The organism is Acinetobacter sp. YH01008 (genome assembly GCF_013420435.1).
In the GTDB taxonomy this organism is placed as follows: Bacteria; Pseudomonadota; Gammaproteobacteria; order Pseudomonadales; family Moraxellaceae; genus Acinetobacter; species Acinetobacter pseudolwoffii.
On sequence record NZ_VOYD01000016.1, the window covers coordinates 34,041 to 59,426 of the forward strand.

23 protein-coding genes are annotated in these 25,386 nt (G+C 41.8%); 8 read left to right on the forward strand and 15 right to left on the reverse strand.

Translation table 11 applies throughout. The features are described 5' to 3' along the window. Positions 1-356 precede the first annotated feature (356 nt). Entirely contained in the window at positions 357-1,418 is a 1,062-nt protein-coding gene (locus FTT75_RS10195) for a fatty acid desaturase (RefSeq protein WP_074382733.1), read from the forward strand. A 41-nt stretch (positions 1,419-1,459) separates the two neighbouring features. Here FTT75_RS10195 and FTT75_RS10200 read toward each other — a convergent pair whose 3' ends face one another. Further along, a complete protein-coding gene (locus FTT75_RS10200) occupies positions 1,460-2,830 on the reverse strand; it encodes an alpha/beta hydrolase-fold protein (protein WP_257230364.1) in 1,371 nt (456 codons plus the stop codon). 182 nt (positions 2,831-3,012) lie between these two features. Between FTT75_RS10200 and FTT75_RS10205 the strand changes: the two genes are divergently transcribed. Both FTT75_RS10205 and FTT75_RS10210 read left to right on the forward strand, forming a co-directional pair. Beyond that, positions 3,013-3,723, forward strand: a complete 711-nt coding sequence (locus FTT75_RS10205; RefSeq protein WP_074382734.1) for an SGNH/GDSL hydrolase family protein — start codon at positions 3,013-3,015, stop codon at positions 3,721-3,723. A 32-nt stretch (positions 3,724-3,755) separates the two neighbouring features. Next, entirely contained in the window at positions 3,756-4,340 is a 585-nt protein-coding gene (locus FTT75_RS10210; protein WP_005097010.1) for a uracil-DNA glycosylase family protein, read from the forward strand. 96 nt (positions 4,341-4,436) lie between these two features. Here FTT75_RS10210 and FTT75_RS10215 read toward each other — a convergent pair whose 3' ends face one another. From FTT75_RS10215 to FTT75_RS10225, 3 genes are all read right to left on the reverse strand, one after another. Next, entirely contained in the window at positions 4,437-4,913 is a 477-nt protein-coding gene (locus tag FTT75_RS10215) for a hypothetical protein (protein WP_005097009.1), read from the reverse strand. Between the two features lie 161 nt (positions 4,914-5,074). Then, on the reverse strand, positions 5,075-5,512 hold the full coding sequence (locus tag FTT75_RS10220) for a hypothetical protein (protein ID WP_074382735.1): 438 nt from the start codon (positions 5,510-5,512) through the stop codon (positions 5,075-5,077). Between the two features lie 168 nt (positions 5,513-5,680). Further along, a complete protein-coding gene (locus tag FTT75_RS10225) occupies positions 5,681-7,237 on the reverse strand; it encodes a phospholipase D family protein (protein ID WP_180076345.1) in 1,557 nt (518 codons plus the stop codon). Between the two features lie 120 nt (positions 7,238-7,357). Between FTT75_RS10225 and FTT75_RS10230 the strand changes: the two genes are divergently transcribed. The 4 genes from FTT75_RS10230 (at position 7,358) to FTT75_RS10245 (ending at position 12,223) form a co-directional block, all read left to right on the forward strand. After that, positions 7,358-8,470, forward strand: a complete 1,113-nt coding sequence (locus tag FTT75_RS10230) for an S-(hydroxymethyl)glutathione dehydrogenase/class III alcohol dehydrogenase (protein WP_100354801.1) — start codon at positions 7,358-7,360, stop codon at positions 8,468-8,470. A 210-nt stretch (positions 8,471-8,680) separates the two neighbouring features. Beyond that, positions 8,681-9,211 carry a hypothetical protein gene (locus FTT75_RS10235; RefSeq protein WP_005097004.1) on the forward strand — a complete coding sequence of 177 codons (531 nt, stop codon included), beginning with the start codon at positions 8,681-8,683 and terminating at the stop codon, positions 9,209-9,211. Between the two features lie 514 nt (positions 9,212-9,725). Beyond that, entirely contained in the window at positions 9,726-10,775 is a 1,050-nt protein-coding gene (locus FTT75_RS10240) for a 3-deoxy-7-phosphoheptulonate synthase (RefSeq protein ID WP_180039871.1), read from the forward strand. A gap of 251 nt (positions 10,776-11,026) precedes the next feature. Next, positions 11,027-12,223 carry a PilT/PilU family type 4a pilus ATPase gene (locus FTT75_RS10245; RefSeq protein WP_074382739.1) on the forward strand — a complete coding sequence of 399 codons (1,197 nt, stop codon included), beginning with the start codon at positions 11,027-11,029 and terminating at the stop codon, positions 12,221-12,223. Positions 12,224-12,278: 55 nt separating this feature from the next. Here the strand turns inward: FTT75_RS10245 and FTT75_RS10250 are convergent, their stop codons facing one another. The 5 genes from FTT75_RS10250 to FTT75_RS10270 all read right to left on the reverse strand — a co-directional run bounded on the left by FTT75_RS10250 (position 12,279) and on the right by FTT75_RS10270 (position 17,644). Further along, entirely contained in the window at positions 12,279-13,463 is a 1,185-nt protein-coding gene (locus FTT75_RS10250) for an MFS transporter (RefSeq protein WP_180186363.1), read from the reverse strand. A gap of 241 nt (positions 13,464-13,704) precedes the next feature. After that, positions 13,705-14,079 carry a glycine cleavage system protein GcvH gene (gene gcvH, locus FTT75_RS10255; protein ID WP_005097000.1) on the reverse strand — a complete coding sequence of 125 codons (375 nt, stop codon included), beginning with the start codon at positions 14,077-14,079 and terminating at the stop codon, positions 13,705-13,707. Positions 14,080-14,161: 82 nt separating this feature from the next. After that, a complete protein-coding gene (locus FTT75_RS10260; RefSeq protein ID WP_005096998.1) occupies positions 14,162-15,190 on the reverse strand; it encodes an AraC family transcriptional regulator in 1,029 nt (342 codons plus the stop codon). A 151-nt stretch (positions 15,191-15,341) separates the two neighbouring features. Next, positions 15,342-15,791, reverse strand: a complete 450-nt coding sequence (locus FTT75_RS10265) for a MaoC/PaaZ C-terminal domain-containing protein (RefSeq protein ID WP_005096996.1) — start codon at positions 15,789-15,791, stop codon at positions 15,342-15,344. Then, complete coding sequence (locus FTT75_RS10270) at positions 15,791-17,644, reverse strand: ABC transporter ATP-binding protein (RefSeq protein WP_074382741.1); 1,854 nt, start codon at positions 17,642-17,644, stop codon at positions 15,791-15,793. Before FTT75_RS10270 ends, FTT75_RS10265 begins: the two co-directional genes overlap by 1 nt. Before the next feature lie 207 nt (positions 17,645-17,851). Between FTT75_RS10270 and FTT75_RS10275 the strand changes: the two genes are divergently transcribed. Then, positions 17,852-18,508 carry a hypothetical protein gene (locus tag FTT75_RS10275; RefSeq protein ID WP_180186364.1) on the forward strand — a complete coding sequence of 219 codons (657 nt, stop codon included), beginning with the start codon at positions 17,852-17,854 and terminating at the stop codon, positions 18,506-18,508. A gap of 132 nt (positions 18,509-18,640) precedes the next feature. Here the strand turns inward: FTT75_RS10275 and FTT75_RS10280 are convergent, their stop codons facing one another. The 6 genes from FTT75_RS10280 to FTT75_RS10305 form a co-directional block, all read right to left on the reverse strand. Then, positions 18,641-19,879, reverse strand: a complete 1,239-nt coding sequence (locus FTT75_RS10280) for a mechanosensitive ion channel family protein (protein WP_005096993.1) — start codon at positions 19,877-19,879, stop codon at positions 18,641-18,643. 187 nt (positions 19,880-20,066) lie between these two features. After that, positions 20,067-20,603, reverse strand: coding sequence for a DUF2058 domain-containing protein (locus tag FTT75_RS10285; protein WP_005096992.1), 537 nt, complete (start codon positions 20,601-20,603; stop codon positions 20,067-20,069). A 15-nt stretch (positions 20,604-20,618) separates the two neighbouring features. After that, positions 20,619-21,293, reverse strand: coding sequence for a YoaK family protein (locus FTT75_RS10290; protein WP_005170772.1), 675 nt, complete (start codon positions 21,291-21,293; stop codon positions 20,619-20,621). Between the two features lie 42 nt (positions 21,294-21,335). Beyond that, complete coding sequence (sstT, locus tag FTT75_RS10295) at positions 21,336-22,532, reverse strand: serine/threonine transporter SstT (RefSeq protein ID WP_005170774.1); 1,197 nt, start codon at positions 22,530-22,532, stop codon at positions 21,336-21,338. Positions 22,533-22,860: 328 nt separating this feature from the next. Next, positions 22,861-24,609 carry a SulP family inorganic anion transporter gene (locus FTT75_RS10300; RefSeq protein ID WP_180186365.1) on the reverse strand — a complete coding sequence of 583 codons (1,749 nt, stop codon included), beginning with the start codon at positions 24,607-24,609 and terminating at the stop codon, positions 22,861-22,863. 221 nt (positions 24,610-24,830) lie between these two features. After that, positions 24,831-25,148: a helix-turn-helix transcriptional regulator gene (locus FTT75_RS10305; RefSeq protein WP_005170781.1), complete on the reverse strand. Its 318-nt coding sequence runs from the start codon at positions 25,146-25,148 to the stop codon at positions 24,831-24,833. Positions 25,149-25,386 lie beyond the last annotated feature (238 nt).

Genomic DNA, 25,386 nt, shown 5'->3' on the forward strand with positions numbered 1-25,386 from the left:
GTTACAGATAAAAATGTGCCAAATACATGCACTATCCTGTGTAAAGAAAACAAAGCTCGTTAATTCGATTAATCAGGATCAGGTAGTTTGATAAGCTTTTAATAATGAAATATTTATTATTTCAAGGCAAACCAAGTTTAATTAATATAGAGATAAATTGCTGTTAAAAAACAGATTTTTTAGAGACTGAATCTCATAAAAAATTACGCATGACCTCCCTGTATTTTTATTCATCTTAGAAAAAGTGCCAAAATTGTCCAAAACTTGGACATACTCGCTCGGACAGTCAAAAGATCACTTTTCTTTTTTTTAATTTCCTTTAATGTGCAACTGTCCAGAAATTAAAGGTTCTCTATATGTCTACATCTTCAGAGATGACAGACCAGCAGCGTATCTCCAAAGTTAGAACTGTGGTGACACAGGCAGGTGAAGATTTACGTAACCGTTATCCAATATTGAAACATCAAAATTTTATTGGTGCCAGTATTCTCGGTTTTGCCTGGATCGGTATGGTTTTATGCGCATTGGCCTATGCCTATGGCTATCTTTCTGTATGGCTGACGATTCCTTTAATTGCAATTTTTGCTTCATTAACGCATGAATTAGAGCATGACTTAATTCATTATATGTATTTCAAAAAAACGCCCTGGGCACATCACTTGATGCTGGCTTTGGTGTGGTTGGCGCGTCCAAATACCATTAGTCCGTGGGCACGTCGTCGTTTACACCTGCATCATCATAAATATTCTGGAACTGAACATGATCTGGAAGAACGTGGAATCAGCAATGGTATGCCCTGGGGAATTCGCCGGATTTTGATCATCAGTGATCAATTGATGTCGGTTTATCTGCGTCCTTTTCAGATGTTTAAAATGATCCATCTTTTTCTGGAAAAACAGCCTGAAAAAGAACGTAAAATTGCCATGATTTCCCAGCTATTGGGCTTTGTACCATTAAGCATTCTTTATTATGGCTTGTTCTATTTATTTGTCGTGTTCCATGTTTCAAATGCAATCGTGCCTTTATTTGGCTATGAGATGCGCTGGTCGCAAGTCGTAATCGAAGCAATGCCAATCATTAATTTTATTGCAGTCATCTGGCTGATTCCCAATTTTATCCGTTCATTTAGCCTGCAATTTGTCAGCTCGAATATGCATTATTATGGCGATATTGATCCGAGGGATGTCATCAAGCAAACACAAGTACTGACGCCTTGGTGGATGATGCCATTTCAGTTGTTTTGCTGCAATTTTGGGGCCACGCATGCGATTCATCACTTTGTCGTTAAAGAGCCTTTTTATATTCGTCAAATGACCTCGAAAACGGCGCATAAAGTGATGAAAGAAGTGGGCGTACGTTTTAATGACCTGGGCACATTTAAACGTTTAAACCGCTGGAATGATATTCAAACAAAATAAAACTAAATTAAAAAAATCCTGCAAATGCAGGATTTTTTTATCTACTCTTTGGAATTTGCAAAGAAGTGCAGCAAAGCATCTTGCAATATCACCTGCCAAATTGCATAGGAATGTGCGCCTTCATAAACCTGATATCTGACCTCATGCCCTTTGGATTTTAAAGCTTGTGCCACGATGGGTGACGTTTCCAGAATACTTAAGTCATTGTTGGTACGCGAAGATTCATAACGATTCGCTGAAATATGAAAATACTGTTGAGGCTGATTCTTTAAGTTATGAATCAATTGATTCATACCATTGATTTTTGAGTGTGGTTCAGGTGACCACCAGAACGAGCCGGATAAAGGCACAGCATGACTAATGTGCTGCGGATTTTCCAAGGCAAGATAAGCTGCACTCAGCCCTCCCAAACTGGAACCGAGAAGAACTGTTTTTTGCTTATCACGTACAATTTTCTGATCGAGCCAAGGCAAAAATTCCTGATTAAAAAAACCTGAAAATTTCGGGTTTGGTGTCAGCTCTTTAGGACGAAGTTCACTATTCGGTGCATGTAAAAAAACCGCTTGAATCGGTGGAAGTTTGCCTTGTTCCACCAGAATATCCAGCACTTTTGGCACATCAACCAAATGGGCATATTCATTTCCATCAAAGAAAATAGCCGTGATATAAGATTGTTGTGCAGTTTTTTTAGATTGATAGATTTCAACGCGACGTTGATTTTTTAAAAACTGGCTGGATAGCTGATAACGTTTTAGTTCAGGCTGCGGATGATCTGGATAGCGTTTAGGATCGATAAAGGGAGGGGCTTGATCCAGGGCGATAATATTTTCATTCCTCAGTTTAGAGGCAGTATTTTCTTTAAGCCAGCGTTTTGGATTCAATGGATCAAGTTGTAATACCTGCAATACAGCACGGCGCTGCGCCTGGGGTTCTTTGAGTTCTGGGTTTAAATGTGCACAGTAATTCGATAGATAACCGTCCAAATTTGGTAAATCCACTGCAAAACTATAACTGCCGATATAGCGACGGTTCACAATATTTTCCTTAAACCAGATATCGGTATCGGGCAGGCGAGTCAACCATTCATGATCATTACTCGGGCCACCGACCAGACGCACATTATGTTTGGCTGCTTTCCATAAAAAAATCAGTCGAACATGATCCTGATCAAGTGGCTCAATAATCGGTGTAGTTTGATTTTGCACTTTTTCCCAGAATTGTTGGATTAATCCCGCTCGGTTTTCAGGAGACTGCTTTAATTGCTGCTGTAAACTTTTTAACAGGTCGCTTTTGGGTTGAACTGCTTCACACGCTGCAGCATAGGGTGCTTGCTCTATTGAAGAAGGTGAATCTGCCAAACTATGTAATGATAGTGCGCTTAGTAAGAGTGTGCTTAAGTATAAGTAGTTCAAATCATCCCCAATTAATTTTAAAAAATAGTAATGATAATTATTATCAATTATAAATACAGATTTGTCTTTCAATTATTTTTATATATTTATTCAATTATTTACATGATGTTTTATCAAAACTCATAGCATGACAGGTTACAATAAAGTTCTAATTCATTGTTTTATATTTAAAGTATAGATTTATGTGGCTGAAAATATCGACTCTTGCATTAATTCCAGTATTGGTAATTCAGGGCAATCGCGTCAAAAAAAACACTGTGCAACTCCCAGAACCGGAGGGTGAACGTGAAGGAACGTGCGGTCAAGGCCAGCCGCTTTCTATACTGATTGTCGGCGATTCTGCGGCTGCCGGCGTTGGGGTAGAGCATCAGGATGATGCATTGCTGGGCGCCATTTTAAAAGATTTGCAGCATGACTTTAAAATTCAATGGAAATTGCATGCAAAAACAGGGGATAGCACAGCTAAAGTGATTTGTGCCATAGAACAACTGGAGACAGAACATTTTGATGTGGTCATTAGCTCGGTTGGTGTAAATGATGTAACCAAGCTCATGCCGGCTGATATCTGGATTCAAAAACAGAAAAAACTATATGCCATGATTCAACAAAAATTCAGTCCTGAATTGGTCATTGCAGCAGGTGTGCCACCCATGAATATGTTCCCGGCATTACCAAATCCTTTGGCCTGGTTATTTGGACAATATGCCAAAAAAATGAATCAGCAACTGGCGAAATTCGTAGCAAGCCAAGACACCATGCAATGGATTGAATATGATATTGAAAAATATCGTGCCATGAATTTAGAAATGGCTGCAGATGGTTTTCATCCGAGTAAGGAAGTTTATACACTTTGGGGACAAGAAGTGGCTAGCAAGATTCGGCAGACACTCTAAAATAGTTGAAAGTTCTCAATTTAAGGAATTCTATGTCTGATATTGAAACGCATCCATTACCGCCTTTTTTACCGCCAAATGCCAAATTACTGATGTTGGGTAGTTTTCCACCACCAGCAACTCGCTGGAAAATGAATTTTTATTATCCAAATTATCAAAACGATATGTGGCGGATTTTTGGTTTAATTTTCTTTCAAAATAAAGATTACTTTCTGGATATTGAGAATAAAAAATTTCAGGAATCATTGATCCGTGAATTTCTATTGGAGACTGGAATTGCGATTTTTGATAGTGCCTCTCAGATCAGACGGCTGACGGGCAATGCTTCAGATAAGTTTCTGGAAATTGTGGTACCGACCAATTTAAAGGATTTATTGCTACAGATCCCAGAATGTACCTACATTATGACCACCGGTGATAAAGCCACCGATACCATGATGCTGTCTATGCCTGAAGATGCAGAAAAGCCAAAAATTGGAGAGCCGACGCAAACCAACCTGGAAGGACGCGAACTGCATTTATATCGAATGCCTTCATCTTCTCGAGCATATCCGGTTTCTCTGGAGAAAAAAGCCGAAAGTTACCGGATGATGTTTGAGCATGTGGGTTTGGTTTAATATTTAATCTAATAATCAGATAAAAAATGGTTAAAGAGGTTTTAGGTTGTAGATAAGAAATAAACTTACTATTTGTAAGTTAGTAGCTTTATTTATTCACATATTTGGATATTTGACCCAGCGATAGCTATTGATTTTAATCTCCCGGACATGATGAAAGCTGGACCAGATTAACTGGCTACCTTTGGTCCATTTTAAAGCTCGAATACGAGACTCCACCTGCTGTATTTCCTCTGGCGAGGCCGGACGTAAAGGGCCAATTTCTGCATATAAGCGTACTCCTGGATAACGCTTAAATTTACCTTTAAGCAACGAATGAATCCAAAACAGTTTGCTACTGTTGACGGCCTGTATGCAGGCCATGGGTTGATGCTGTAAATTTTCAGAAAAAGTAGTGGAATAAGTATCAAAAAAGAAACCCGCACTGGTCTTTTTGTTGAGAAATATGGTTCCAATCGGAGTAATACTAGGAAAACCTTTGCAATTGACTGTTGCAATAGAGCAATGCATGGCAGCCCGTTGTGCATCAGCGACCACTTGGCGTATCTGATGCCATTCATTATCAGAAATCATGTCTTGATTCTCTTATTATTATTTATAAATTTTATAACAACTTACTTAGCTTGGCATTGTCTGAAAAAATTGAAGATAGGGCAATTTAATCAATCTAAAATGCTATTTACATCATAAAAAAAGAGCCACATGAGCTCTTTAAAAAATAGAAAACTCGGCGATTAACCATCATATTCCACATAGTCCCACAGGTTTAAACGGGTTTTAATTTCCTGACGGATCTCTGGCAACATCGGCAATAGCGTCCCATCAATCCATAAACTGAGCGCCTGTGCAGAGAGCAATTGCTGTTGTTCATCGACTAGTTGTGCGCCTTTTAAGATCACGCAGGTTTCTTCAAGCGCTTCAGTTTCGACACCTTTGAATAATACCTGTAAATCATGACCGCTATCTTGAATCAGCCACTCTAACTCGAGCTGTATATTTTCACTGGATTTTAGAACGACTTGACCCTGAATAATATCGGATTCAGACAGACAATCATGTTCAACTCGAATTTTGGCCAAATACCATTCTTGCTGAGATAAATCATGGAGAGTTTTTACAGGCGTCAGAATATCACTGAATTTAAACTGACGGCTTAAATCAAAAAATTGCATGGGAGTAGAGGGCGAAAAAATCGCAAAATATTGGAAAAGTTGAATTTTAAAGCAAGGCTAATCGCCTGTAAAACCCTTTAAGCGATGATAGCGCCAGATGACTTGACGCTACCATGCCCGGAAAATAGATTCTGTACGTTGTGTAATACCAAAGTCATTACAATGTCATTACATTAGCCATTCCCCGGGGAATTTTGTCACGAGATTCATCATAAAACGCTGAAATTTTGTGGTTTCCGGGTCATGTACATGCTGAATAGTACGGCCATCTTTTTGGTGCTCTAACCAGATTATTTCATCTTTTTCATTTAGTTTGAGCTGATAGGCCACACGCGGTAAAAATTGATTCATCGCATTAGAGATTTCCTTTTGAAAATCTTCCGACTTAACCACCAAACCGACTTCGGTGTTCAGATAAGCTGAACGCGGATCAAAATTAAATGAACCCACAAACACCATACCATCCAGATCAAAAAATTTGGCATGTAGACTCGAACTGTTTTTATTTTTGGCCGGGATGATGTCACCAGTCATAATTTCATACCAAGTCCGTTCTGGCCGGACTATATACGGTTTAAACTCCCAGAGTTCGATGCCATTTTTCAAGAGCTGCTGACGATATTGCTGATAATAAGCATGTACCACAGCTACATCATTGGCCTGAAAAGAATTGGTCAGGATTCTAATTTTGACACCCTGTTGTGCACGCATACTTAAATAATCTGTGCCTTTTTGTGTGGGAATAAAATACGAGGAGACCAGTTCCAGATGATTTTTCGGCTCGCCCATCAGTTCAAGCATATGGGTGTAAATATAATCGCCATTTTTTGCATGAGGACGTGCTTTTGCGGGTGTATCCGCGACAAAATAAGCCCGTGCCCAGTAGATGGGTTGTTTCTTTAAGTGCTCTGCAACTTGTTTTTCGGCAATACCTACTCGGCGTTTTAATTCAGTTTCATCCACTTCTTCGCGCGCAAAATCAGCTCTTAGCCTTTTTAACATTTCCGGATGACCTGAATCATTCAGAATCTGCCGAACATCATAACTCAGCTTATCATTCCAGAAATTGATGAAGGTCTGATTGGCATTTTCTACGGCTTGACCTGCAAAGAAAATATCGACATCGGTAAACTGGAAATTTTCGCTGGCATCAAAGTATTCACTGCTGATATTGCGGCCACCAGTGACAGCTGCGGTACCGTCTGCAATGATCAGTTTATTGTGCATGCGATGATTGATCTGTTTCATTCTAAAGCCATAATCCAGCGCACGTAAATGACGGAATTTATAAGGATTAAAAATCCGCACTTCAAAGTTTGGGTGTTGGCTTAAGGCCAGCAGTTTATCATCAAGCTGGGTGCCATTTTGGTCATCAATCTGCACTCGTACCTTGACACCGCGATCTGCGGCTTTTAACAGCTGGGCCAGCATTATGTTGCCGATAAAATCATCCTTCCAGATGTAATATTGCAGATCCAGATGATATTGGGCTTTATTGATCAGGTGCAAACGTGCGGCCATACTCATAAAACCATCATAGAGTGGTAAAAAAGCAGTTTTTCCTTCATTCATCTGCTGTTTTGAAATTTGATTATCAATCCAGTGCGCAGGTCGAACCGGCGTGATTTCTGCTTGTTCAGCAGTATTTGCAGCCAGTTCGCAGCCAGAAAGAATCATGCTCAAAGTTAAAATGTTCAAACAAACAAAAGGTGAAGGGTTAGTCATTGATGTTCCATTGATTATAGGATTTTTTATTCCTTATCTTCTGATGTTAATAGTTGAATCTCCGAATAGAAAGAGGTTACTGTTAGTCATCTGTAAATCAGCAAAAAAGGATAGTTTTACATGAAATCACGTGCAGCGGTTGCGTTTGGTCCAGGTCAGCCCTTAAAGATCGTGGAAGTAGATGTTGCTCCACCCAAAGCAGGTGAAGTATTGGTAAAAATTAGCCATACCGGAGTGTGTCATACCGATGCATTCACGTTGTCTGGTGAAGATCCTGAAGGCGTATTTCCGGCGATTTTAGGCCATGAAGGCGCAGGTGTGGTGGTCGAAGTTGGTGAAGGTGTCACCAGTCTGAAACCGGGCGATCACGTAATTCCGCTTTATACTGCTGAATGTGGCGAATGCTTGTTCTGTCAATCTGGCAAAACCAACTTGTGTGTGGCTGTGCGTGCAACTCAAGGTAAGGGTGTCATGCCGGATGGAACCACACGTTTTTCTTATAATGGTGAGCCGATTTATCATTATATGGGCTGCTCAACCTTTTCTGAATATACAGTGGTTGCTGAAGTTTCCCTGGCAAAAATCAATCCTGAAGCCAATCATGAGCATGTGTGTCTGCTCGGCTGTGGCGTAACCACTGGTATTGGTGCGGTGCATAACACGGCCAAAGTCCAAGAAGGCGACAGTGTTGCAGTATTCGGTTTAGGCGGTATCGGTCTGGCTGTGGTACAAGGTGCACGTCAGGCCAAAGCAGGTCGTATTATTGTGGTAGATACCAATCCGGATAAATTTGAACTGGCAAAACAGTTTGGTGCCACAGATTTCTTAAATCCAAAAGAATTTGATCAGCCAATCCAGCAAGTAATTGTAGAAATGACGGGTTGGGGCGTAGACCATTCATTTGAATGTATCGGTAATGTTGATGTGATGCGTTCAGCGCTTGAATGTGCGCACCGTGGCTGGGGTCAGTCGGTGATTATTGGAGTCGCTGGAGCAGGTAAAGAAATTTCCACCCGTCCATTCCAGTTAGTCACAGGCCGTAAATGGATGGGGACTGCATTTGGTGGAGTGAAGGGTCGTTCACAATTACCAGACATGGTAGAACAATCCATGAAAGGTGAAATTCAACTTGAACCTTTTGTGACGCATACCATGCCGCTTGAACAGATCAATGATGCTTTTGACCTGATGCATGAAGGCAAATCAATTCGTACCGTTATTCATTTTGAATAAGTGAGCGTTTGATTTTGAAAAGACTGGTTTAATACCGGTCTTTTCTATGTGCGTTTCACTTAATTCAGGATACATTAGTGCATGAAAGCGTCACAGAGAATCACTTAAACAACACAAGCCTGCTAATGTCATTACATTCGAGATGCTTATATTAAATAGAGCGTATCAAAATACGTGATTAAACCATTTTAAAGAATAAGGATAAGCGCTATGTCGAATGATAATTTTGATCGTGACGTAATAAAAAACTCTCCTAAAGATGTGCGTGATGATTTAAATGCCGATCCAATTACCGGTGAACCGGGCGCACACCCTGTTGGTACAGGTGTAGGCGCTGCAGGTGGCGCAGCGGCAGGTGTAGCCATTGGTGCAGCAGGTGGCCCTGTAGGTGCAGCTGTGGGTGGGGTTGTTGGTGCAGTGGTCGGCGGTCTGGCAGGTAAGGGTGTCGGCGAAGCGATGAACCCAACAGAAGAACAAGCTTATTGGCGTGATAATTCCATTAATACACCATACTATTCAGAGGCTCGTACCACCTATAGCGATCTGGATTATGACCGTGATTATGATACGGCGTATCGGGTCGGTTATGAAAACCGCGGCAGCTATGATGCCAATACCCGTTTTGAAGATGTTGAACCTGAGCTTAGAGTAAAATGGGAACAGATGAAGGGCCAATCGCGTTTAAACTGGGAACAGGCGAAATATGCGGTACGTGATGCCTGGAATCGCGTTACACACTAATTTTTAATCTGTGTATTGAATTTGATTGGCAAGACCTATATTAAATTTACAGGTTTTGCCAATTTTATCGATATTCAACACTATTCAGTAAATTGATAAATAAAAGTAGAAAAGTTAATAAATATTTTTTTATATTTAATGCTTGTCAAATGCGCAGAGACCGCGTATTTTAATTTTAGATTCACATTTTATGAAAGACATAACATGTTAAAGCAACCTATCATTTCAAACGCATATTTTTATTTCTGGCAGTTTAGATAATTGCCTGAATGCGTTTGGGCAATGAACAGGTTGCCCACCAGTTTATACCTGATCGGCAACCCTGATCAGGTTTTTTTATGCTTATCATTTTTACAAAACTTTGGAGACAGCCATGACAAACTTTAACTATTCATATTTTAACAACTTTTATTGGTCTTACTTTAGTCAGCTCATGACACTCTCGACCTCGTTAATTAGACCCATAACGCTCAAATAAAAGTTTGGACTGATTGCCAGTCCCAGGATTAAAGTCATGAATACCTTAAATACATCACAACAACATCACGCTGAAACCATTTTAACTTTACCTCAGCAACTGAAACAGCAATTGCCCCTGTCTGCGCAATTGGCTCATCAAGTCGCTGAACAACGTCAAACCATTCAAAATATATTAGAAGGCAAGGACCATCGTTTAATGGTGGTTACAGGCCCGTGTTCCATTCATGACGAAGCCTCGGCTTTAGAATATGCAGAAAAATTAAAACAGCTACAAGCCCAGGTGTCTGATCAAATTTTTCTGGTCATGCGTGCTTATATCGAAAAACCACGCACGACCGTGGGCTGGAAAGGTTTTCTTTACGATCCGAACCTCGATGGTTCTTCCAATATGCAATTGGGCCTGGAAAAATCCCGTGCTTTATACCTTAAAATTATTGAAATGGGCTTGCCAATTGCATCTGAAATTTTAAGTCCGATGGCAACTGCTTATTTTGATGATCTACTGGCTTGGGGTGCCATTGGCGCACGCACTAGTGAATCGCAAATTCACCGTGAAATCTCAAGTCACATGCCCTACAGCATCGGTTTCAAAAACGGCACTGACGGTTCAATCCAGATTGCTCTGGATGCAATCCAGTCTGCCTCTCATCCGCATCAATTCCTAGGCATGAGTCAGTCCGGTTTACCCTGTATTTTAAACTCTCAGGGCAATCCTAAAGCACATTTGATTTTACGTGGCTCAAACAGTGGGCCGAATTACCAGTGCTCAGAAATCGAGAAAATCAAAGCGAAACACTCAGCAGAATTGCCAGCACTGGTGATTGACTGTAGTCATGGCAACAGTGCAAAAAATCCAATGCTGCAAGCTAAAGTGCTGGAGCAAATCGTCGCAGAACGCCTGCAGACCAATGTTCGCGGCGTAATGCTGGAAAGTCACTTGGTGGATGGCAACCAGAAAATTTCTGCAGAGCTGGTGTATGGTCAATCAGTTACTGATGGATGTCTGGGCTGGGTAAAAACTGAACAGTTGTTGCTTGGCATTGCTCAGCATTTATCGCTTCGCTGTCTAAAACGCAGTGCATAAAGCTTTAAAAGCACTTTCTCTGAACAGGTTTGGTGAAAGTGCATTTTATTTTAGAAGCTTAAAGTGCTTCCCAGTAAATTGACTTAACATGAAATACATCACACAAATAAGATGATAAATTTTATAAAATAAATAAAATCTGTTTGTGTCCTCTTATAAATCCCTACACAATTAAAAGACAATATATCCATTTGAATATATAACCTTTTTTTCAATAATTTAATGTCATGGCAGGTTGTTTGGGGATCTTGATGTTTGCAACAGAGCTCTTAGAAGAAGCACGAAAATTCATGCACCACATGCTGACCAAAGTGGTCGAATATGGTGGTTCAGATTTATTTATTACCGCCGACTTTCCACCGAGTATTAAACATCAGGGTTTAATGAAGCCTTTTGGACAGCAAGAACTGACGGCTGAAAAAACCAAGCTGTTTGCCTATAGCCTGATGAATGAAAAGCAGCGCAAGGAATTTGAAACGGAACTGGAGTGCAACTTTGCTATCACTGTGCCGGGTGTTTCGCGTTTTCGGGTCAACGTGTTCCAGCAACAACTCAATGTTGGCATGGTGATTCGTACTATTACCGCAGAAATTCCAAATTTCCAGAAGCTCAAACTTCCTGATTCACTTAAACATGTGATTATGGAGAAACGTGGTCTGGTGCTGGTGGTCGGGGGAACCGGCTCAGGAAAGTCAACCTCGCTCGCTGCGATGATTGACTACCGCAATGAAAATTCAGCCGGGCATATTATTACCGTGGAAGATCCGGTGGAGTATGTACATAAACATAAAAAATCCATGATTACGCATCGTGAAGTCGGCGTGGACTGTCATTCCTGGCACAATGCGCTGAAAAATACCTTGCGTCAGGCACCCGATGTGATTCTGATCGGGGAAATTCGTGATACTGAAACCATGGAACATGCGATTGCTTTTGCCGAAACCGGGCATCTTTGTCTGGGAACTTTGCACTCCAACAATGCCAATCAGACTTTAGACCGGATTATTAACTTCTTCCCGGAAGAGCGCCGCAATCAGTTATTGATGGATTTATCCTCGAATATGAAGGCGATTATTTCCCAGCGTCTGATTCGGACGCAGGATGGTAAAGGCCGTCGTGCAGCGATTGAAATCATGTTAAATACGCCATTGATTTCCGACCTGATTTTGAAAGGTGAGTTTCATGAGCTGAAAGCGATTATGGCAAAATCCCGTGAATTGGGGATGCAAACCTTTGACCAGGCCTTATTTGAATTGTATAACCAGGGCGAAATTTCTTATGAGGAAGCGTTACGCAATGCCGACTCCACCAATGAATTACGCTTACAGATCAAGCTAAAAAGTAATCGTCAGGATAATGCAGCAGTCGGAGAAAGTACGCAGTTTTCTATGCTACAAAAACCAAAACCTGAAGAAAAATCAGCAGAAAATCAAGCTGTAGCTGAATAAAGACTGTCTTGGGAAACAATCAAAACAGGTAGATTTGAATTCTGCCTGTTTTGGGTTAGCTATTTTTGACTGCTTTAGCCTGAACCACCAGATAAAAATATCCCATACTACTTAGGGTCAAGACGGCACAAATCACAAAAGCAGTTTGATAACTATAAGCTGCAATGATAGCACCGATCAGGACTGAGCCAATGGCAATACCCAGATCATAGCAGGTATAAAAAGTCGAAGTTGCGTAGCCAATCCGGTGTTTTGGTGCACGTTGAATGGCTAAGGTTTGAATGCACGGTTGCACACTACCAAAACCGACTCCGACCAGAACCGCAGCCAGCATAAATCCCCATAAAGTCTGAATCTGGCTCAGTAAAAACAGACCTAGACTAAAAGCCAGCAGTGCCGGATAAATCACGTATTGTGGACCTTTGCGGTCATAAATTTTTCCAGTGATCGGACGCAGGCTCATCATGGAAATTGCAAATACCACAAAGAATAAACCGGCATAGGCCATTAAATCCTTACTGGCTGCAAATGGCGCGATAAAAGACATGATGCTGGCATAAGAAAAGGAAATCAGCATGGCAAGTCCTGCCACAGGCAGTGCTTTCTTTTCGACAAAATCAGTCAGCCCTAGTGATGTTTTCTTGTCGGTGTGGTCGATCATTTTTTCAGGCTCTTTGACCGGAATCAGTAAACAGAAGATAAAGCCGATAAAAACCAAAGCGATCAACAAGGTGCTGACCTGAAAATAAGACCAGTATTCAATCAAGCTCAGACCAATTAAAGGCCCCAGGACAATTCCCAGATTGACAGACATGACAAAATAACCCATGCCTTCGCCTTTACGCTGTTCTGGAATAAACTGGTTGACCACCGGCACACAGGCTGTGGTCAGAATACTAAACCAGATGCCATGCAAGAAACGGATGATAAACAGAATCGTGAGCTGATCAGCGAGCAGGTAAGCTAAGGAAAAAAGACTGAAAAATATTTCTGAGACAATTAAAGTTTTGCGTATGCCGAATTTTTCGATAATTAAGCCACTAAAAGGACGTACTGCAATGGCAGAGACCATAAATAAGGTCATGGCCAGACCAGCTTGGGTCAGATTACCACCTAATTCCTTTAAGATATAAATTGGCAAAATTGTGGTTTGCGCAAAATAAAAAATAAATAAAAACAGGTTGTTGGCCAGACACAGTACAAATGACTTGGTCCATAACGGCGCTACAATGGCATTCATGATTATCCTAAAATGATGGGTGATGAGACGCTGGTCTTAGAATGGAAAATTATTGTTATAAATAAGTGTGGCATATTCAGGAGTGCAGCGCGCCCTGTTCAGTACTTTAGGAAATATACGTGAAAAATACAATAATATTTTAATATGAATATATGTAATTGAAGCCGATTGGGAAAGCTGAACAATATCTATGGCATAAAAAAAATCAGCCCGCAGGCTGATTTTCTAAATATAAGCGGGTTTATAGGCCAGCTTCATATGCTGTATTGGAGAGCAGGTGTTCAACATCTGACATATTGTCTGGTTTGATTTTATAGATCCAGCCTTTGCCATAGGGATCGTCATTAATAAAATCAGGATCATCTTCAAGATCAGGATTGATTTCAACGACAATACCAGAAACAGGTGCATGAATATCAGACGCAGTTTTGACCGATTCAACTACACCGGCTTGCTGACCCGCAGTGATGTGTGAATCAAGATCTGGTGCCTCTACATAGACCAAATCACCTAATGCATCCTGTGCATGGTCGGAAATACCGGTCACAACAAGATCACCCTCAATGCGTACCCATTCATGCGTACTTGCGTACTTTAATTCTGAAGGATGATTCATTGATAACTCCTTAAAAATCTTTAGATCATTTTTGACATGTTTTATACATTCTTTTTGGCCAAAACAAAAGGCTTATGACCCTTTATAAATAAGGATCTTTGCGCCAGTTGCTCGGGCTGCGACCACTCCAGCGTTTAAATGCCCGGCTAAAATTGGCGACATCACTATAACCAAGTTCATCAGCAATCTGTTCCAAGCTAAAGTCGGTCCGGGACAATAACGACGTCGCATGCCGGTAGCGTACTTCATCGACCAGCGTAGAAAAAGAGGTACCTTCAGCCGCCAGCTGGCGTTTTAGGGTGCGGTCGGACATATGCAGACGATCTGCCACACTTTCAATACTCAGATAATGCTGCTCGGAATGGGTTAGAATATCACGAACCCGCATCGCAATCCGGTGTCGCTCGCCCAAGGCCGAGAGTTCAGTTTCACACTGGTTAATTGCAATCTGGCTGGCAATCGGATCGGCATGCACCAGCTTGTTCATCAGGTAGCTCTTATCAAAACTCAAGATCAAATGCGGCTGTTCAAAGCGAAACTGATGATGTGGAAATTTGGCCATAAAGCGTTCAAAGCCTTCCGGTTTTTTGAAATCAAAATCGATTTCTCCAGCGGCATAATCAATTCCGGTAATGGCCTTGGCCATACTGATCATGCCAAAAATCAGTGCAATCGAGATTTCGGTGCGTAAGGGTTCTAACTGAATATCGGTTTGCAACTGGACTGTAGCCTTGGCACCAAAGGTCGAAAAGAATAGCTGTAAAAAGGGCATACGCAGCTGGATGAAACGGTTGGCCAGTACTAATGCATCGGTAATATCCTTGGCCGTCATGATTGCATAGCCAATAAAACCATGAATAGAAATCCGCATCTGGGTACCCAGATGATAACCAAGTGTCGGTTCACCGCTCAGCTTGAGGGCATGTTTGACCAGTTCATTGGCCACAGGTGTCGGGATGCGAAAATCAGGATCCGCCAGCTGCTCCGTACTCAGGCCAAAGGACTTGAACAACGATTCGTCATTATATCCCCAGCGGGAAATGACATCGAGCAGCAAAAGAGCGTATACACCTGGAATTCCCTGATCTTGGCGTGGAGCAATTGTTTTCATGCGCGATCCGTTGCACTCACTTAAATTTTTTTATTTATGGTCTGATATTGGCATAAAACTGCCATTTTTTTCATTAAAATTGTTGGACAAAGTTTTGGCTATTGCCACAATCATTGTGGCAGATTAGCCTGAATTTCGCCTAAAAATCAATTTAAACCGGAGAAAATCCTCGTTTAAATACCACAATTTTAGTGGTTGAACTAAAAATCATTTTATGATGCTGGTCAAATGCCTGCGTCTGGTAGCTAACGATCCCACGATCAGTTTTGCTTCTGGAGGGCTGAATATCCATGATTTCGACTTCGACGTGAATTTCATCCCCGGGGCGGGTCGGACAAGGCCAACGCAGATGCGACTCTGAACCAATGAGCCCATAAGCCACAGGAAAACATTCAGTCCACAAGCGCATAACCACTGCCGCAGTATGCCAACCACTGGCGGCAATTCCCTGAAATACCGGATGGGCTGCAGCTTGCTGTTCATCAGTATGAAAGACTTGTGGGTCATAAGCCCGGGCAAAATTTTGAATTTCTTCCAGTCCCATATGATATTTACGGCTGCTAAAGCGGTCAGCGATGTTCAAATCTTCCAAATACAGCATTATTCACGATCCTTCGTTGCTTTGATCTGTTGTTGTATCAGTAATCCGCCCGTTTGACGCTGCCAAAGCTGGGCGTAGATTCCATTTAATGCTACCAGTTCATCATGGGTACCTTGCTCGGCAATTTTGCCTTGATCCATTACAATCAGGCGATCCATCTGGGCAATTGTCGATAAACGATGCGCAATGGCAATTACGGTTTTGCCTTGCATCAGATCATCGAGGCTGTTTTGAATGGCCGCTTCGACTTCAGAATCCAGCGCACTGGTGGCTTCATCCAGAATCAAAATGGGTGCATCTTTTAGAAATACCCGTGCGATTGCAACACGTTGACGTTGACCACCAGAAAGTTTTACACCACGCTCACCGACATAAGCCTCATAGCCTCTTTTGCCGCGTAAGTCGGTCAGATGAGGAATAAACTCTTCTGCTTTGGCTTTACGTACCGCTTCATACATCTCTTGATCGGTTGCATCAGGACGACCATATTTGATGTTCTCTGCAACGGTACGATGCAGCAGCGAAGTGTCTTGAGTCACTAAAGCAATGTTCTTACGCAAACTGTCCTGCGTCACATCTTCAATGTTCTGCCCATCGATTAAAATACGACCTTGGTCAAGATGATAAAAATGCAGCAATAACTGAATCAGGGTCGATTTACCTGCGCCTGAACGTCCCACAATCCCGATTTTTTCACCCGGGCGAATGGTCAGGTTAAACTGGTCAATGACATTTTTATCATTATAGGCAAAGCTGACATTGTCGAATTTAATTTCACCATGCTGAAGCTGTAGCTCTTTGGCATTGGGTTTATCTTCAATGGCAATCTTGCGGCCTAAAGTTTTCATACCATCCTGAATGGTCCCGACATTTTCAAACAGGGCAGAGGTCTGCCACATCATAAACTCGGCAATACTGTTCAGTTTGAGTATCATGGCCGTGGTGGCTGCAATAATGCCCAATTCGGCCTGTCCTTCCATCCATAGCCAGATGGCCGTACCCAACACACCGCCATAGAGAATAATGCTCAGAAATAAAATACTGATTTCATACTGAGCCCCCAGACGCATCTGTTTGTAAACCGTGACCATAAATTCCTGCATGGAGGTTTTAGCATACTGGCTTTCTCGACCAGCATGGGCAAACAGCTTGACAGTCTGGATATTGGTATAGGCATCGGTGACACGGCCGGTCATGACGGCACGCGCATCGGCCTGTGACTTGGAAATCTTGCTTAAACGTGGAATGAAATAACACGCTGCACAGATAAATAGCAGTAGCCACACCATCAAAGGGATAACTAAATAGGGAGAAATATTGCCTAAAACGATATTGATGGTGACGAAATAAATCAGCACATAGGCCAACATATCTCCCAAAATGACCCAGAATTCCCGGATGGCCAGCGCCGTTTGCATGACTTTGGCAGATAAACGTCCGGCAAAATCATTATGGAAAAAATCCAGACTTTGTTTCATCAGTAAATTATGAAAGCGCCAGCGTAACCGCATCGGAAAGTTGCTATACAAAATCTGGTGCTTGATCAGGGATTGGGCACTGGCAAAGAAAATATTGGCCAGCAGGATAATGCTCAGCAAGGTTAGGTTGCTGGCATGTTGTTCCAGAAAAGTATCTGGCTGGCTTTTGCTGAGCCAATTTACCAGATCGCCAATTTTTGAGTAGAGTAAGGCTTCAAAGCTGGCAGCACCGGCCGTACACAGCACCAGAATCAGCAAATAACGGCGCACACCGTAGGCTGCCTGCCAGACAAATGGAAAAAACTTGGTCGGTAAAGGTTGATTCAGGTTTTTGGTGGGATAGGGATCAACCAGTCTTTCAAGCCATCGAAACATTATCGTACTCTTATCATGCATTTTGCTTTGTAGTGATTATAAAGGATTGAATTTTTTTAAGCCTAGGATTAGATGAAATAGCCACAAAATTATTATCCAAATCAGACTTTACTTTTCATGCCAGATACGTAATTCTAAATCCATAATTATATTAAAGTTTAAACCATTTTTCCTCATAAAAAGAATCAAAAACGAGAGAGCTTAAAGATGAGTATTTGGGTAGTGGCCAGCCGTAAACGAGGCTCAGGAAAAACCACGATTGCGATGTATATCAATGAGTTATTACGTAGGCAAGGCGCGACCTTGCTAATTGATGCCAATCTGGAACCGTATGGTTATGAATGGGCAAATCTGAAAAATAAACAATTTTCTTTCGAGCATCTGGATATCTTAAAACAAGATAGTCGTAGTCTGGATCATCGTCTGGAACTACTGAAACAGCAGTTCGCCTATATTATTGTTGATATTGACGGGCAGGATACATCTGCCTTGCGTTCAGTCCTGAAACATGCAGATAAGCTGATTATTCCCAGTTCCATCAATCCAGAAGATATTCAACTTGAAACCGAACTGGTGCAATTGGCGATTGGGATCGCACAATATAATACTCAATTAAAAATTTATACGGTATTGAATAAGATTCCTGAACAGCAGCAACTTGCAGAAATGAAACAGACACAGCACCTGCTCAAGCATATGCCCGGTGCACAGTTTCTGAACACGGTGATTTATGAGCATCAAAGCTATCATCATTTATTACTAAACGGCGAAAGGATCTGTGAAGAGCAGTTTGACTCAGAACATGATTTTTATAAAATGCTACAAGAACTGATGCAGCCGCAAGCGTCTGTAATCTCAGCCTGAGCATCTCAATATCCAATCTAATATTTGTTTAAGTTGTCGTTTTTTATATTTTTATTTAATTAGACCAATTAAAAAGCCTGAAACTGTAGCCAGTTTCAGGCTTTTATTTTATTTGAAGATTGTCGCAGCTTTTCAGGAAACGCTAAAAGATTCCTTGAGGTCGAAACCTGAAGGTGCCTGATACACTTTTAGGCCAAATTCAGGAATAATCGCCAACAGGTGATCCAGAATATCCGACTGGATATTTTCATACTCGACCCAGACCGTGGTATTAGTAAATGCATAAATTTCCAGAGGCAAACCTTCACTGGTCGGTTGTAACTGACGAACCATCAGCGAGTGATTTTTACTAATTCCCGGATGCTGTTGCAGATAAAACTCCACATAGGCACGGAAAGTCCCCAGATTGGTCAGACGGCGCTGGTTATATTGCGAATGATGGCTGAGCTGCAAGTTAAATTGCTGCAGTTCTTCAGTTTTGGTATTTAGATATTGATCCAGCAGAATAAATTCTTTCAGCTTGTTCTGTTCCTCAGCTGACATGAAATGCACGCTGCTCTGATCGACATGAATGGAACGTTTAATCCGGCGCGCACCGGCTTCCTGCATGCCACGCCAGTTTTTAAAGGTATCCGTCACCAGTTTATTGGTCGGAATGGTGGTGACTGTTTTATCAAAGTTCTGCACGGTAATGGTGTGTAATGACATATCAATGACATCGCCGTCCGCATTTAAAGATGGCATTTCAATCCAGTCACCAATACGCACCATGTCATAAGAGGAAATCTGTACCGAAGCCACCAGCGATAGGATGGTATTTTGGAACACCAGCATCAGTACCGCAGCCATGGCACCAAAACCGGCCAGCAAGGTAAAGACATCTTTCTTGAGGAAAGTCCCCAGAATCATCAAACCACAAACGATGAAGATGATCAGCTTGACCAGTTGCAAATAGCCTTTAATCGGCTTGTTACGCGATTTCGGATTGCGCTGATAAATCAGGTTAAAAATATTCAGCAATTCGCCAATCGCCAGGGCAATGGTCAGGAAGATAAAGGCCTGCGCACCCATCTGGATAAAGGTCTCGACCTTGTCTGATAAATGCGGAACGGTGGTAATTCCATTCATAATCACAATGGCCGGCACAATATTGGCAATACGGCGGATCACGCTATGCTCAGCAATGATTTCATTATGTGCAAAAGGCATTTTGGAAATCAGTTTACGAATTCCGCGAACAACGACTTGTTTGGCAAATAAATTTGCAATAATTGCCAGTAAAATCACAATGCTCAATGAAGAGAGCATTTCTAGCCAGGGATATTGATCTGCCCACACTTGTATATTCTGGACAAGCTTAAACTGTTCCAACTTATCTTTTCTCACACTGTTAAAATTGTGAAAGAGTTTATAGCTTTAAGCTGAGTTTTTTAATTTTAATTAAACTTTTAATACATATCTTTGGAAAGTGTTTACCTGAAATAGCTTTTAGACTGTGATCTGATATAAAAAAACCGGCCTAAGCCGGTTTAGTATGATATCAAATACTAATAATAACTTACCACATCAGGTCATCCGGAATGACATAGGCTGCATACGGATCTTCTTCATCGGTAATTTGTTCATTTTTCTCTGAATTATTCACAATGATAAAGCCTTGCATCTTGGCATTAATACGATCTCCCAAAGCCTTAGGCAAGAACACATAACTGTCATTTTCACGTGCAATCACCAGACTGCCTGCCACCAGTGCATTATAGATCTGCTGGTTCAGGTAAACCTTCTTGATCTTGCTGTCATCAATAAACTGATACACCGCATCACCATCCGTATCGCGGATTTTGTGCTGGTTAATCATCTGGATGATCGCGGCTTTCAGTTCTTTTTCCTGTAAGGCCGCTTTTTTCTCTAACTCGATGGCTTGGTCTTTGGCCAGTTTCTGCTGCTTGTCTTGCTCAATTTTCGCCTTGATTTCAGCCTCGGTGCTATCACCGGTGCGTTTTTCATGCACAGCCTGTTTAGACAGTTTTTTGGCTTTTTTATTATCGACCAAACCTGCCTTTAACAATTGTGCCTGCAATGCATTTTTAACCATGAGAATGTCCAGAAATTAATCGTGTTGATGTCGATAACGTAAATAAATCACCCAGTAAATCAGACTGAGCATCAGGCTCAGCCCTGCCGGGATCAGGAATGCATTTAATTTTAAATAAGGATAAAGCCAGCTGGCAAGAATACCACCGCTTAAAAAACCGAGCAAAATAAGTAAATGTAAAACGACTCGGCGTGGTTCTACATCTAAGCCGCGTAAACGGTAACCCATGGCCAAGCCAAGGTCGGTCAGTACACCAGATAAATGCGTGGTGCGAATAATGGCACCTTTATAATGGCTGACCATGGCATTCTGCAGACCCATCGCGACACAGGCCCATAACAGGGCATAACGCGGGAAATAGGGCAATAATAACCAGCAGATCAGAATAAAAAAAGCCACCAGGCTTAAAGGGTAACCATAAAGTCGTCCCAAGCGAAAGTGACTATTTCCTAGAATCAGCCCGCTATACAGAGAACCAATGACATAGCAGAGTGTGACCAGAAGCAGATATAGCATCATGTCTGGCTGCCAGTCCAGCAGCGCCATGGCCAGCATACTGACATTACCGGTCATATGTGAAACAGACTGGTGTAATACCGTCACCAGACCCAGGACGTTAATCATGCCGGCATTCACCGCAAGAAAGAACGCCCCTAATTGTATCCAGGTAGGTAAACGCTGTAATGGCATAACAACATCATTGGCAAAAAATTTTGATTATTCAATATAAAATCAATTTGATGCGCGGTCTACTGCTGTGGTAAATAAAACATCCGTAGACGAGTTTAAAGCAGTTTCAGTAGAATCCTGCAATACACTGATTACCATACCAATCGCGACCACTTGCATAGCGATATCCGAAGAAATACCAAACAGACCACAGGCCAAAGGAATCAACAATAATGAACCACCGGCCACACCTGAAGCACCACAGGCCGAGATGGTTGCTACTACGGAAAGAATTAGCATGGTGGTGAAATCTACGCTAATGCCCAAGGTATTTACCGTTGCCAGTGACAATACGGTAATGGTGACCGATGCCCCAGCCATATTGATCGCAGCACCGAGAGGAATCGCGATACTTGCGGTTGATTCTTTGACGCCTAGACGTTTTGCCAGATCCAGATTGACGGGAATGTTGGCTGCCGAACTACGGGTAAAGAAGGCGGTAATGCCACTTTCACGCAAGCAGGTAAAGACGAGTGGATAGGGGTTGTGACGCGTCACTAAAGCCACCAACATTGGGTTAATTACCAGTGCAACAAAAGCCATCGTACCTAATAGTACCGCAAGTAAATGTGCATAACTGGTCAGCGTATCCAGACCGGATTCAGCAAAAGTCACTGCAACCAGACCAAAAATACCCACAGGTGCAAAACTGATCACTAAACGAATCACATAATTAACCGCAAAGGCGGCATCATTCAAAAGGGTCTTGGTGGTATCCGATGCATGACGGAAGGCGATGCCCAATGCCACAGACCAGGCCAGAACGCCAATGAAATTTGCTTCAGCAATAGCAACGACCGGGTTGGCGACAAAGCTAAGCAGCAGATTCTTCAGGATTTCTACCAGACTGCCAGGTGGCTGTAAGTCCGCTTGTGCAGCAATATCCAGAAACAGCGTACTTGGAAATAACATACTCGAAACGACAGCACTGAGTGCAGCAAGGAACATACCTACCGCATACATCATCATAATCGGTTTAATGGCGGTGTTGGATTGCCCCACTTTAAAATTTGCGATAGAAGCTAAAACTAAAATGAAAACCAGAATCGGTGCAACAGATTTCAAGGCTTTAATAAACAGGTCGCCCAATAGGCTTAATGAGGGAGTAGCTTCGGGAAATACCACAGCCACACCTACACCTAAAATAATGGCGATGATGATTCGAGAGACTAGGCTCATACGCATAAGGGCAGAAAACATAAGATTGCCTTGTGAAAATTACGAGGGCTAAATTTGGGAAAAAGTTGCGCTATTTTATACTTAATTTAAACAAGGCTTGAAATATATTTTTATATAAAAAACAAGTTATTGATATAATTGATTTATTCTAAAATTAATCAATATAAAAGAATACTTTTATTTGAAAAAATAATCTAAAGATGCTGAATAAATCATCTCTTTTAAAGTTATATTCATGAAATAAATATCAAAGTTAAATCGATAAATTCAAATTATATTTGAAAATTTAAAAAAGTTTGGCGTCATGACCGGTTTGAATCTCCGGCCATAAGTTTAACGATCTGCTGTCCTAAATCGTATAGTCTTTATGCTGCTCAAAGATTTCTGGAGCCAAGTCCCGAATTGCCTGAAAATGAGTCAGATAAATGTGGCCACTCAGATGAATCATCAGCTTCGAGGCTTGTAGCTTGTCCATCACCGGGCCTTTCACTTCGGCAAAATGCAGTCGAATGTTCAGTTTGGCCAATTCCGCATTTAAATCCTCCAGCATTTCCAAAGCGCTTAAATCAATGGCACTGATACTGGAGCAATTTAAAATCACATGTTGCAACTTGTCATTCAGGCTCATCTGATTGATCAGATAACCTTTGAAGCTATTGGCATTCAGAAAAGTCAGATTTTCATCAATCCGCAGTGACAGCACCCGATCGGAGGTACTGACTTGATGACGCTGAATATTACGAAAATGCTGTGTACCTTCGACCAGTCCGAGCACTGCAATATGCGGACGACTGATTCGCCATAACATCAGGATAAACGTCGATATGATCCCAATAATCAGGCCAGTGGAAATATCAATCAGCACCACACCCAGAAAGGTAATCCACATGGCAATACCATCGGCTTTAGAATAACGCCAGGCATCAAAGAAAGGCCGAAAATCGACCAGTTTCCAGATGGAAACAATAATCGTGGCGGCCAGAATGGTCAGGGGCAGATCTTCAAAAAATCCGGTAAAGAACAGGCTGACGAAAATAATCAGAATGGAGGACAAAACTCCTGCCATGGGGGATTTGGCACCGGCATCTGCATTGACCACGGTACGCGACAGACTGCCAGTAACCGGAAAGGCTGAACTGACGCCTGCACTGATATTGGCAATCCCCAAGGCAATCAATTCCTGATTACTGTTTAAATGACTGCGTTGTTGCAAGGCTGTGGCTTGAGCAATTGACAGTGATTCCACAAAGCTGATCATGGCGATCATGCTGGCACCCGGTAACAAGGTCATGACCAGTTCCCAGTTCCAGTGCGGAAAAGACAAGGGCGGAAAACCGGACGGGATTGCACCCACTGTTTTAATGCCTTGCCCCTTTAAATTCAGAAATACAATCGCTGCAATCCCGAGACATACCAGAATGAGAGGCACAGCCCGTACCAGAAAATCTGTAGAGCCGATCCGGCTTTGTACTGCCTGAGATTTTAGCAACTTGGGCAGATAGATCAGTAAAGCCATCGACAACAGGCCAAATAACAGGCTTGGTAAATGCAGGAGCGGCAGATACTCCAGAAGACTTGTTGTAAATTCTGGAATGTTATTGGCTTTTAAGGGTAGGTCGACCAAGAACTTCAATTGTCCTAAAGCAATTAATAATGCCGAGGCAATAATAAAGCTCTGAATGACTGGATGACTGATCAGCTGAATTAAGAAACCGAAACGGAATAATCCCAAGAGCAGGGAAATAATACCGACCATGAGTGCTAATAAGGTCGCAGCTTCGATATAGACCGATGAGCCGACTTCAAACAGTGGATTGAGCGTGGCAAAAGTCATCATTGAAATGATCGCCACCGGGCCAATCGATAAAGTCGAACTGCCACCGAGCAACGCATAAATGATCATTGGCAGGATGCTGGCATATAAGCCCATGATCGGCGGTAAACCGGCCAGCATGGCATAAGCCATCCCCTGAGGAACCAGCATCGCCACGACAATCAGTGCGGCCAGCACATCGGATTTAAATTTGACCGGCGTATAGTCGCTTAACCATGCCCAGGCAGGCAGTCTATGCAGAAGTTTAGACTTGGAATTTGGCATAAAAAGGTCTAAATCACAAATATAGATATATTATGCACAAATTCTGCTAAGAAATCTTAAGGGGTCGAATTTGTGATGATTTATGTTTTTAAAATAAATCAGCTAGGTCTGGCCTCCATTTTCTTGAAGCAGCTATAGCGATTTTCTACAAAGTCGTTATTTCTGCCAGATCAATGGGGTAGAGAAGTGTGTTTTGGCGTTAAATAGTGTTTAAAAATAAACTATTTAATTTGATTCGCACAATACAGCTGATAAAGCGTAGTCAATACCACAATCAAATTTTGATCTTTAATTGAATAATAGATCTGTTTACCATCCCGACGGGTATTCACTACATCACTTTTGCGCAGCATCATCAGTTGCTGGGAAAGCGTCGGTTGTTTAATGTCGGTAATATCTTCAATTTGTGAAACATTCAGTTCCGCTTGAGAGAGATGGCATAAAATAAGGAGACGGTCAGTATTGGCCAGAGATTTTAAAATGCCGACGACCTGTTCTGCTGAATCGCGCATAGTCGTGATTTCAAAATCGGTTTTCATCTCATATGTCCATTATAAAATTACAGCCCGCACATTATAAGGGGCTCGATGATTAATACATTGATATAATATTTAAATATTATCGGGTTTTAATCAGGTTAAACATTAGTTAAAGTTATATTTTAAACGTTGATAAATAATATAAAATCATCGAATTATTTAAAAAATATTTTGGTTTAAATTACTGCGATCAAGTGCAAATTCCATCAAACATCTACAAACGAAAAAAATGCTTGTA

Coding starts and splice junctions, on each gene's coding strand:
- FTT75_RS10195 (WP_074382733.1), top strand. CDS start 357: ATGTCTACATCTTCAGAGATGACAGACCAGCAGCGTATCTCCAAAGTT.
- FTT75_RS10205 (WP_074382734.1), top strand. CDS start 3,013: ATGTGGCTGAAAATATCGACTCTTGCATTAATTCCAGTATTGGTAATT.
- FTT75_RS10210 (WP_005097010.1), top strand. CDS start 3,756: ATGTCTGATATTGAAACGCATCCATTACCGCCTTTTTTACCGCCAAAT.
- FTT75_RS10215 (WP_005097009.1), bottom strand. CDS start 4,913: ATGATTTCTGATAATGAATGGCATCAGATACGCCAAGTGGTCGCTGAT.
- FTT75_RS10220 (WP_074382735.1), bottom strand. CDS start 5,512: ATGCAATTTTTTGATTTAAGCCGTCAGTTTAAATTCAGTGATATTCTG.
- FTT75_RS10225 (WP_180076345.1), bottom strand. CDS start 7,237: ATGACTAACCCTTCACCTTTTGTTTGTTTGAACATTTTAACTTTGAGC.
- FTT75_RS10230 (WP_100354801.1), top strand. CDS start 7,358: ATGAAATCACGTGCAGCGGTTGCGTTTGGTCCAGGTCAGCCCTTAAAG.
- FTT75_RS10235 (WP_005097004.1), top strand. CDS start 8,681: ATGTCGAATGATAATTTTGATCGTGACGTAATAAAAAACTCTCCTAAA.
- FTT75_RS10240 (WP_180039871.1), top strand. CDS start 9,726: ATGAATACCTTAAATACATCACAACAACATCACGCTGAAACCATTTTA.
- FTT75_RS10245 (WP_074382739.1), top strand. CDS start 11,027: ATGTTTGCAACAGAGCTCTTAGAAGAAGCACGAAAATTCATGCACCAC.
- FTT75_RS10250 (WP_180186363.1), bottom strand. CDS start 13,463: ATGAATGCCATTGTAGCGCCGTTATGGACCAAGTCATTTGTACTGTGT.
- gcvH (WP_005097000.1), bottom strand. CDS start 14,079: ATGAATCATCCTTCAGAATTAAAGTACGCAAGTACGCATGAATGGGTA.
- FTT75_RS10260 (WP_005096998.1), bottom strand. CDS start 15,190: ATGAAAACAATTGCTCCACGCCAAGATCAGGGAATTCCAGGTGTATAC.
- FTT75_RS10265 (WP_005096996.1), bottom strand. CDS start 15,791: ATGCTGTATTTGGAAGATTTGAACATCGCTGACCGCTTTAGCAGCCGT.
- FTT75_RS10270 (WP_074382741.1), bottom strand. CDS start 17,644: ATGTTTCGATGGCTTGAAAGACTGGTTGATCCCTATCCCACCAAAAAC.
- FTT75_RS10275 (WP_180186364.1), top strand. CDS start 17,852: ATGAGTATTTGGGTAGTGGCCAGCCGTAAACGAGGCTCAGGAAAAACC.
- FTT75_RS10285 (WP_005096992.1), bottom strand. CDS start 20,603: ATGGTTAAAAATGCATTGCAGGCACAATTGTTAAAGGCAGGTTTGGTC.
- FTT75_RS10290 (WP_005170772.1), bottom strand. CDS start 21,293: ATGCCATTACAGCGTTTACCTACCTGGATACAATTAGGGGCGTTCTTT.
- sstT (WP_005170774.1), bottom strand. CDS start 22,532: ATGTTTTCTGCCCTTATGCGTATGAGCCTAGTCTCTCGAATCATCATC.
- FTT75_RS10300 (WP_180186365.1), bottom strand. CDS start 24,609: ATGCCAAATTCCAAGTCTAAACTTCTGCATAGACTGCCTGCCTGGGCA.
- FTT75_RS10305 (WP_005170781.1), bottom strand. CDS start 25,148: ATGAAAACCGATTTTGAAATCACGACTATGCGCGATTCAGCAGAACAG.